At 46.5% G+C, this 9,574-nt stretch carries 7 protein-coding genes and 1 pseudogene; 1 reads left to right on the forward strand and 7 read right to left on the reverse strand.

Annotated features, from left to right (window positions below):
* Nucleotides 1–274: 274 nt before the first annotated feature.
* Nucleotides 275–1,990 carry an NAD-binding protein gene (locus tag PN462_RS15060; RefSeq protein WP_272129420.1) on the forward strand — a complete coding sequence of 572 codons (1,716 nt, stop codon included), beginning with the start codon at nucleotides 275–277 and terminating at the stop codon, nucleotides 1,988–1,990.
* Nucleotides 1,991–2,121: 131 nt separating this feature from the next.
* On the opposite strand, the gene PN462_RS15065 is transcribed toward PN462_RS15060, so the two are convergent.
* The 7 genes and pseudogenes from PN462_RS15065 to PN462_RS15095 form a co-directional block, all read right to left on the reverse strand.
* Nucleotides 2,122–3,396, reverse strand: coding sequence for a glycosyltransferase (locus PN462_RS15065; RefSeq protein ID WP_272129421.1), 1,275 nt, complete (start codon nucleotides 3,394–3,396; stop codon nucleotides 2,122–2,124).
* 201 nt (nucleotides 3,397–3,597) lie between these two features.
* Nucleotides 3,598–4,866, reverse strand: coding sequence for a lipid-A-disaccharide synthase-related protein (locus PN462_RS15070; RefSeq protein WP_272129423.1), 1,269 nt, complete (start codon nucleotides 4,864–4,866; stop codon nucleotides 3,598–3,600).
* A 130-nt stretch (nucleotides 4,867–4,996) separates the two neighbouring features.
* Nucleotides 4,997–6,682 carry a DUF2207 domain-containing protein gene (locus PN462_RS15075; RefSeq protein WP_272129425.1) on the reverse strand — a complete coding sequence of 562 codons (1,686 nt, stop codon included), beginning with the start codon at nucleotides 6,680–6,682 and terminating at the stop codon, nucleotides 4,997–4,999.
* A gap of 142 nt (nucleotides 6,683–6,824) precedes the next feature.
* Nucleotides 6,825–8,384, reverse strand: coding sequence for a DUF2207 domain-containing protein (locus PN462_RS15080; protein ID WP_272129427.1), 1,560 nt, complete (start codon nucleotides 8,382–8,384; stop codon nucleotides 6,825–6,827).
* 358 nt (nucleotides 8,385–8,742) lie between these two features.
* The gene (rpmA, locus tag PN462_RS15085) at nucleotides 8,743–9,000 is read right to left on the reverse strand and encodes a 50S ribosomal protein L27 (protein WP_272129429.1); all 258 of its coding nucleotides are present in this window, start codon (nucleotides 8,998–9,000) and stop codon (nucleotides 8,743–8,745) included.
* 62 nt (nucleotides 9,001–9,062) lie between these two features.
* Nucleotides 9,063–9,230 (reverse strand): hypothetical protein, encoded by a 168-nt coding sequence (locus PN462_RS15090; protein ID WP_272129431.1) that lies wholly within the window; start codon nucleotides 9,228–9,230, stop codon nucleotides 9,063–9,065.
* A pseudogene (locus PN462_RS15095) lies at nucleotides 9,218–9,574 on the reverse strand (RRXRR domain-containing protein); the annotation flags it as partial. The gene PN462_RS15090 and the pseudogene PN462_RS15095, both read right to left, overlap by 13 nt.

The raw sequence follows: 9,574 nt of genomic DNA on the forward strand, positions 1-9,574 counted from the left end.
AAGAAGTGAGGAGAGAAAAGTGAGAAGTGAGAAGTGAGTAGTCTGTAATTTTTTCTCTATCCTCTCTCCTCTATTCTCTCTCCTCCCTCTGGGGGAGAACAAAGAACCCAGAACAAACAACATTACTGTTTACTGTTCCCTGTTCCGGAGTTCCCTGTTCCGGAGTTCCCTTGTTTACAAACAACAAAGAACAAAGAACCAATATCGTGTGCCAGATTACACTTCTATGATCCCGATTCCGGAACAATAAACAATCAGTGACTTTGTGCCTGCTATGAAACCGCGTATTATCGTCTGTAGCCTTGGCCAGACGGGCTATCGTATTTTTTGTTTATTGCGACAACAAGGGGCCAATGTTGTGGGAATTAGCGATCGCGCAATGCCAGGAGAAAACAGCGATCGCTTAGTCGTCGGTGATCTCCAGTCCCCCGCAACTCTCGTAAATGCAGGAATTCATTATGCCCATACCCTAGTGTTGGCCAGTAGTGATGACTCCTTAAATTTAGAGATTCTCACCCGGGCCCGGGTGATTAATCCCCAAATTCGTATTGTCAATCGTTTGGTGAACCATACCCTCGGTAAACGCTTAGATTTAACCTTACTCAATCATGTGAGTATGAGTGTAGCCGAACTGTCTGCGCCAATTTTTACCTTTTCTGCCCTCGGAAGTAAGGCCATTGGACAGCTAGAACTGTTTCGGCAAACTTGGCCGATACAGGAGGAAATTATTGATAACAATCATCCTTGGTTGGGGCGAAAATTAAGCGAGTTGTGGGAAAGTCGCTCTCGGATGCTGATTTATTATTTGCCCTCCACCGGAGAATTAGATTTAGTCTCAGCAGTCTTGGACGGCCAACGCTTACAAATTGGGGATCATCTGATTATTGGTACACAACCGACAGTGCGTTCCCAACGTCGCTCCCGTCTGCGTAAAATTATTAAAGCCTTCACCAATTTACGGAAATTTCACGATTATGGCCGCCCGGTGGCCATTGTGACATTAGCCCTCTTGGCCACGGTTTTTTTAGCCACAGTGACCTATTTAAGCGTCAATTATAGTGTTTCCCCAGTGGACGCACTGTACTTCTCCGTGGGCATGATCACAGGGGCTGGAGGGAAAGAAGAAGTGGCCGAGTCTGCCCCTGATAGTATTAAAGTGTTTACAGCCATCATGATGATTGTCGGTGCAGGGGTGATCGGCATTTGTTACGCCTTGATTAATGATTTTATTTTAGGCAGTCGTCTGCGGCAATTTTGGGCAGCGGCCCAAGTGCCTACCCGTGGCCATTATGTCGTCTGTGGGTTAGGTGGTATTGGGGTGCGTATCGTGCAGCACTTGCACCGTCAGGGTTACGAAGTGGTAGTTATTGAACGAGATGCCAATAATCGGTTTTTGCATACAGCGCGATCGCTTGGTGTCCCAGTTATTATCGAAGATGCCAGCATCCCCGGTATTTTAAAATCCGCCAATGTACACAAAGCAGAGGCCATTTTAATTGTCACCAGCAATGATATGGTTAACGTAGAAATTTCCCTCTGTGCTAAAGCCATTAACCCCCATATTGCCACCATTGTCCGCAATCAAAACCCTCAATTTGCCCGATCTGCCCAACAAGTCTTTGAATTTGATACCGTATTATCGCCCATGGAATTAGCCACCCCATCCTTTGCCGCAGCAGCATTAGGTGGCAGAATTTTAGGGAATGGCATGACTGATGATTTACTCTGGGTTGCATTAGCAACGTTAATTACCCCCAGTCATCCCTTTTGCAACAAAACTGTCAAAGAAGTGGCACAACACGCCAATTTCGTGCCATTATACCTAGAAACCGAAACCCGAACCATTCACGGTTGGTTATTGTTAGAAACCTGTTTAAAGCCCAATGATGTCTTATATTTAACTATTCCCGCAACAGAATTAGAGCAGTTATGGCGAGAAAATGTGTCCGATACAATGGTCAATCAGTACACAGTCAAAAATAAACAATAAGCGTAAGCATTCAGCCGTCAGCTTAAAACTAACACTTAATTCCTTAGTCTTTCAACCCGTTTTTAACGGGTTTTAGCTATTAGCCTTGGGGTTTTAAACCAAGGCGAAAAAATACGTCTTCTTTCACTTACTTACCCATTCGCCGCTTCTTCTTGAGGCTTAGAAATCGGAGACTCTAACACCGCCTCAACACGATATTGAGGAGGATCAAACCCCATCTCTTTTAACTCTTGGCGGAGACGTTGCGCTTCTAACAAATTTTGAGTTTCTAGGAGTGCAACTGCTTTCCCTAGATACTCCAATCCTAAATTCATTTTACCACATTTAAGCCACGCAACTCCCAAATTTTGATAGGCTTGGGCATAATCCGGTTTAAGTTTAATCGCCTTCTCATAAGCTGGAATAGCCTCTTTAAAATTACTCTCGGCTCGGAAGACCATCCCTAAATTATAATACCCCGGAGCAAACGTTGGATCAGCTTTTACTGTAGCAGCAAAACACCGTTGAGCCATGGTATTTTCTCCCGCCGCAAAAAGCAAACTGCCCAAATTATTATAAGCCCCTAATTTTAAGGCTTCTAAAACATTTTGAGACAACGCCGCTTGATAATGAACAATGGCCTGATTCGTCTTATTTTTACGAGTGTAAGCATTCCCCAAATGATAATTTAACTCATAAGTCACCAGAGGATCACTATTGGGGTCTTTCAGTCCTTTTTGCAGCAGTTTAATGGCCTCATCTTTTTTCCCTTCATCTAAATATAACGCCCCCAACTTACTACAAACATAAGCGTCCTCTGGATGTTCCGCAATATAGGACTCCATGGCCGCTTTAGCCCGTTCATGTTTATCTTTCGCTGCGATACTATGGGGAGAATAACCAAAGTGAACAATGGCCACATTAGGCAAAGTCCGAATTCGCCACTGGGGTTCTTTTTCTAATAACTGAACCACACTATCATCCACTAAAGCATGATAAGGCCGAGAAAACTGAATTTTTGGATGATTCCGAAATAACCGTGAGGTGAGAGAATAGGGACTCTGAGACGCTCCCACCTCCTTACGAACTAAATTTAAAACCAGTAAATTTTCCTCCACCATGGCCACCCGAATAAAATTCTTAGCCGATGGGTGGAGTCTTTCATCTGCGTCTAATACCAGTACCCAGTCCCCAGTAACATACTTTAGCGCTTCATTCCGGGCTGCTGCAAAGTCATTACACCATTGAAAATGATGTAATTTTGCCCCGTATTCTTGAGCAATATCCGGCGTTTTATCGCTTGATCCGGTATCCAGAATCACCATTTCATCCACGATATCTTTCACCGTATCCAAGCAAGCAGCTAAGGACTGTTCTTCGTCCTTAACAATCATACAAAGGCTTAATTTTGGGGAAGATTCAGTCATAGTTTGTTCTTTGTTATTTGTTCTTTGTTATTTGTTCTTTGTTATTTATTCAACTTCTTACTCTCCAGAAACTAAAAATCGCTGGAAGTTGGCTAAAAGCCTTGCTGTGATTAGTTTCTGACCTTCTTTTTAGGGTAAGGGTAACATCTCCCTGTTCCCTGTTCCGGAGTTCCCTGTTCCCTTCGGATGCTGGTGACTGATTTAACCATCAACTAACTTCTCTTGTAAACAAGCGGCAATTCGACCCGCAGCACCCCGTTGTCCCATGCGTTTTACCCCATTTTCCGCGATAATTTGTAAGAGATCGGGGTTTTCTAAGACTCGTTGCATCATTTGGGGGACATCTTCCGGACGTTTCACCAGTAAGACAGAGACTCCTAACAACCGGGTTTGTGCTTCGGCAAATTTGGGGGTAAATTGTGGCCCTTTTCCAGGTAGGGCGATCGCAGGTTTACCTAACCCGACAAACTGTTCTGTCGCAGTTCCGGCCATAGCGATCGCAAAATCCCCGGCCAGTAAACAAGCATTATAATTCTGTTGCGTCACGATCAACAGGGCCTTATCCCGACGAAACACCCTCGCGTCTGGGTCGAGAAACGGGATGTCGAGGGGGTATTCCGCTTCAGAGTCCCATCGGTTAGACAAGAGTGCATCTTCAAGGGGTTGGGTATCTAGCGAGGGGGCAATGGCCGCTAAAAAACGCAGCGATCGCTTGTGAAAATGATTACAAACCACCGTCACCGCCTCTAAAATCAAACTCCAATTATTATAGCCTTCAGGGGGACGTGACCCCGGTAACAGTAGAATATTAAGCGGTTGGTCTTTTTCCCGAATTTGGGACATTCTCTCCTCGTACTGAGGATTGGGGTTTTCTGGGATAATCCCATCCATCATGGGATTGCCCAAATCATAGGCCGGAATTGAGAACCTTTTGAGGACTTGAGTGGTCATGCGATCGCGCGGGAACACTGCTCGACAACGACGACGACGCATCAGCCAACGTTCCCAAGGCAAATAAACTGATCCTGACCAAGCCTCCCCCTTCCGAGACTTGAGCAACTTACCAAACTCATCCCGAATATAATACTCCGACTTCGCCGTCCCCACAAAAGCATAATCCGTCCCACTCAACCAAGCAAACAGAAGCGGCACAATATCCCCCACCGCCAAAATTTTACCCCCCTCCTTCCGCCAACGACGCACCACCCGATATTGGGCAATAGTCAACCGCATTAACCCCCCTTTGACATCCTGCCAAAGTTGGCGGCCATCCATATAGATAAACCCCCCAGACGGCATACTTTTCACCGGGCCTGCAATGGGAATCTCAGCCTTAGCATAAGCCAACCCCTCCCCCACCAACGGCAAAGCCGCAATTTCGAGGGACTCATCCGCCTTTCGCAGTTCCTCCAAAATCCGAACCGCAATAATATCTTCCCCATGACCATTGCTCAAACAGAGTAATTTCATCGTCACGCCCAGCTTACGTTCTCCTTGTTTATCCCACAAATTGGCAATATTGTACGAGAAATTCCCCAAAAAACAGTAGGGACAATCCAAGAATTGCCCCTAGACTAGCAGTTAACAGCAGTCGCGGAGATTAAGCACCACCGCCACCATCACCGCCACCGCCGCCACCAGCACCCCCTCCACCACCATCACCTCCTCCACTACTACCGCCACCCCCATCGCTACCGCCACCAAAGCCGAAACCACCGCCGCCACCGTGACCACTACTAGCACCAGGAACAGCAACTCCAGAACTAGGATGAACACGGGGCATCGTGCGTTCTTCCGTCCATTGGTGATCACAACCTTTACAGGTGTAAGTAAACCGACGCTTTCCGTTTTTTCTAGTGGTGGGACGTTGAATCACTTTTGAAGTCCGCGAGACAACCTGTTCGTTGCAGCTTGGACAGTGATAATATTTCCCAGAGCGATTCGGGGTGTTATAAATGCGGAGATAAATGTCGTTGGGGTTATCCACTGGGCAAAATCCCTCAACTTCGATTTGCTTCAACTCCCAAGCGACGTGTTCGGAAAGATTGAGAAGCGGCCTCACTTGCTTGTTGTCCACGCGCCTCATTAGCCTCCCTTCCGATGAAGGATTATCAGGAGCAGTATAGTAGGGACGGAGTTGACCGAGGAGGGAATCAAGGAATTTTGCCACTAGCAAACCAAGAAGAAGACTGATTAACGCACCCCAACCTAGAATAAAATTGAGAGGAAAGGTTTGTAAATTCCGGCTAATGAGCATTGGGAAGACAAACAGTAGAGTGCTTGAGCCAAGAAATGCCCAGAGAAAGCTCTGACGACCAGCATGATCAGATGGTTTGGATGATTTTTGCCAACGTAGTCGTTTTTCTTTTAAATAAATGGGCTTCTGGCGAGCAGTTTTAACGGCTTGCCAATAACTAAAGATGGAGCATAGCCCACTGATAACCGCTAAAATGAGCAAGATTTTACGCTTATCCAATAAACCCGATAAAGGATTACCGATAGTGTAATTGGACTCGATATATCCCGTAGGAAACTCAACAACAATACTCAATCCTTCTCGTTTTTCGAGAGGAAAGGTGGTTAAAAATCTGGGGTGTCCATCATTGCTCAGATAAGCCTTATAATTTTGTCCCTTCTCTCCTTCTTGACCTGTATAGGCTTGTAGTTCTAATTCCTCAGTCGGGATAGAATCGGGGAGATAGACCACTGCACTCGCTTCTTCAATGGGAAACGCCCAATTTTGTCCCGTTACGTTCCATTCAAGGCGATCTTTGCCATTGTCATTTTCAGCAAAATCCAGTTGTTTAGCAGTGCGATAGGTTAGCGTATAGGTGTAAGTCCCCGGATCGAGATCAATATCGGGGTCATACAGATTAATCCGCTTGTTCTTCCCTTGATTTTCCACCCAATAATTGATTTCTTGGCCATTCCGTTCTACATTCAGCACTTTTAAGGGAACTTGGCTATCGTGAAAGGGAGAGGTTCGGGATATGGTGCGATAGATACCGTGTTCGATTTGGTCAGCTTGCGATCGCACCGTAATTTCTTCCCTCACTAGCAAACTCGCATCCTCATTCACCTGAATCTCACTATTAAACCTCAGTATCTTCTCAGCAGTCCCACTCCCTACACTGCCAGTATCTTGAGCCAAAGATACCCCACCATCTCCCATAGAAAGCATCACTCCAAGGAAAATGGCAACAAGGAAAGCAATTAACCCGTATCCCCAACGTCGTTGTATTTTCCCCTTATCAAAGGGGGGGTTGAAAAACTGGAAAACTCGCATAACTCTCCATAGAATTCTTCAGGTATGGCACATCACCCACATCACAAATCTTGAGCTTGTGAGTGATGTATGCCAATTATTCACAGTGGCTCAAAGCCAGCGACAAAACTCGCGGTTAACGTAATAGTAGCTGTAGCGGAGATTAACCTCCACCGCCACCGCCACCACCGCCACCGCCGCCAGCACCGCCGCCAGCACCACCAGCACCGCCGCCAGCACCGCCGCCGCCGCCACCGAAACCACCAGCAACACGGCCACCAGAATGACTGCGACTCCGAGGATGAATTTTTTCGTCTTCTGTCCATTCGTGATCGCAACCAAGGCAATGGTAAGTCAGCCGACGTTTACCCGGGGTCTTTTCAGTAGGATGCTCAAAAACCTCCGAATCACGGGAAACAATGTGTTCTTGGCAGTTGGGACAGTCGTAATATTTATTAAACAGATCAGGGATGTCGTGAAGCCGTAGGTAAATGTCGTCTGGGTTATTCTCTGGACACAATCCTTCGATTTTTAATTGATTGAGTTCCCAAGCGACTAACTCTGAATGGGTGAGGAGAGGTTTAATTTGCTCCCGATCCACTGGTTTCATAGGTTGATCATTGTCAGAGGGTTTATGATCAGGCCGGGTTGCTTTACGGTAAGCACGGAGTTTACTGATTGGGTGATCAAGAATTAAAGCCACCCCAAAACCTAGAAAAATACTGATGAGTCCACTCCACACCAGAATTGAGAATAAACTGGGGGATGCGCCAATTATGAGAAGGGAAAGGACAAATAAAAGACCAACTGATCCCAAATAAGTCCATAAAAAGGCAATGCGATCGGAGTTCAGCGATCTGCCGAGTGATTTTTGTAAGCGTTCCCGATTTTCGTAAATGTAAATTGGTTTATTCCGGGCCGTTCTAACTGCTTGGTAATAGCTAAAAATGGCTACAATGCCACCTATAATCACTAGCGCAGACCAGATATTCTGCTTAGGACTCGGTGAAATTCGCTCAAATGAGCCAGAGGGTTCAATATATCCGGCGGGAAACTCCACAATGACACTTAACCCTTCCCGCTTCTCTAGAGGTAAGGTGGTCAAAAATCGGGGGTTTCCCGCATCGCTCAGATAAGCCTTATAATTTTGTCCTTCTTCTCCCTCTCTCCCGGTATAGGCTTTGAGGTCTAGGTCATTGGGTGGGATAGCATCGGGGAGATAGACCACGGCAGTCGCTTCTTCAATGGGAAACGCCCAATTTTGTCCAGTCACGTTCCAGTAAAGGCGATTTGTGCCATTGTCATTGTTGGCAAAATCCAGTTGTTGCGCCGTGCGATAGGTGAGCGTATAGGTGTAAGTCCCCGGATCGAGATCAATATTGGGGTCATACATATTGATACGCTTGCTATTCCCTCGATCTTTCACCGAATAGTTAATCTCTTGTCCATTACGCTGAACGTCGAGAACTTCAAAGGGAACAAGTCCATCACTAAAGGGAGACGTTAGAGGGAAGGTGCGATAAATGCCGTGTTCGATCTGGTCAGCTTGCGATCGCACCTTAATCTCCTCCGTCACCCGCAAACTGGCATCCTCATTCACCACAATCTCACTATTAAAACTCAGTATCTTCTCAGTATTCCCACTTGCTGCACTGCCAGTATCTTGAGCTAAAGATACTGCACCATCTCCCATATAAGGGATCACCCCAACCAACACTGCCACTAGGAAAGCGAGTATCCCATACCCCCATCGTTTGCATATTTTCCGATTCCTAGAACCAAAAGTATTATTGAAACTTGGAAAAACTTGCACAAATATCGGTAGAATTCTTCAGCCATCGGGACATCACCTCTAAAGTGGAAACCCATGACTTCTTCGGTCACTTCTTGATTAGTCTTCACTAACCAAAGTTCACATTACGCACATCTTGACCAATTTCCCGCAATATTCCAATTTCCCCCCCCTGTGTCTGGAGTGGGTTCAATAAATGTCCCGTCCCCAAAAAAAATAAGACGTGCCAATCGTAAAACCCTGAAATATCAGGCAATTGGCACGTCTTCAATTTTGAGTCAGAATAATCCTAACTGGCCGGATAAATACTCACTTTCTTGCGAGACTTACCCTTCCGTTCAAAGGTGACAACTCCATCCACCAGAGCAAACAGAGTATCATCATTCCCCCGGCCAACATTCAGACCAGGATGAATTTTAGTTCCCCGTTGACGGATTAAAATGTTTCCGGCTTTCACCGTTTGTCCACCGAAACGCTTGACTCCTAACCGTTTTGAATTAGAGTCCCGACCGTTCCGTGTACTTCCTGTTCCTTTCTTATGTGCCATTTTGCTTAATTTCCCCTTACAACAACATTACACCGCCACAAGACGGCAAACGATATCACAATCTAATTGAATCGGACTTCTATTCTAACCCGTTCTTCAACAAAAGAGCCGCGGGACTCCCCCACCTCGGAACAGGTGGGGGAGAAAAGCGGATGAGTCGATACCGTTTCTCCTGCGGAGACGCTGCGCGAACGATGCGGTTGAGACTCACAATCTCTTAGGCTACACATAGACCATTTGACCTCCTGATCAACGTTGTTTTTGACACCGAGAACTGTCCAATTCGCTTCCATTGCCAGTCGTACAGAGACACCACTTTATTGACTTCGCTGTAGCCGCCAATGTAGCCAACAGACTCGGTTTTACCTTTACTGGAGCGGGCTAAGTCACCCACCCTAAACCCCCAGGGTGTGAGGGTTCCACCCTTGCGACGACGAATGCCACTCTTGCCAGGACCCTCGAAATGAAGCTGACGGCGGAACACGCCGTACTCCTTGCCCCGCTTAACCGAGCCAGGACGGGTAATGATTTTGAACACTGAGTTAGTCGGCTGCACCTGCCCAATCCAGGTGTG

This window comes from Spirulina sp. CS-785/01 (assembly GCF_028330525.1).
In the GTDB taxonomy this organism is placed as follows: domain Bacteria; phylum Cyanobacteriota; class Cyanobacteriia; order Cyanobacteriales; family Spirulinaceae; genus JAQMSD01.

What these genes read in the sequence shown, in the direction of transcription:
- PN462_RS15060 (WP_272129420.1), top strand. Translation starts at nt 275, where the DNA reads ATGAAACCGCGTATTATCGTCTGTAGCCTTGGCCAGACGGGCTATCGT.
- PN462_RS15065 (WP_272129421.1), bottom strand. Translation starts at nt 3,396, where the DNA reads ATGACTGAATCTTCCCCAAAATTAAGCCTTTGTATGATTGTTAAGGAC.
- PN462_RS15070 (WP_272129423.1), bottom strand. Translation starts at nt 4,866, where the DNA reads ATGAAATTACTCTGTTTGAGCAATGGTCATGGGGAAGATATTATTGCG.
- PN462_RS15075 (WP_272129425.1), bottom strand. Translation starts at nt 6,682, where the DNA reads ATGCGAGTTTTCCAGTTTTTCAACCCCCCCTTTGATAAGGGGAAAATA.
- rpmA (WP_272129429.1), bottom strand. Translation starts at nt 9,000, where the DNA reads ATGGCACATAAGAAAGGAACAGGAAGTACACGGAACGGTCGGGACTCT.
- PN462_RS15090 (WP_272129431.1), bottom strand. Translation starts at nt 9,230, where the DNA reads ATGTGTAGCCTAAGAGATTGTGAGTCTCAACCGCATCGTTCGCGCAGC.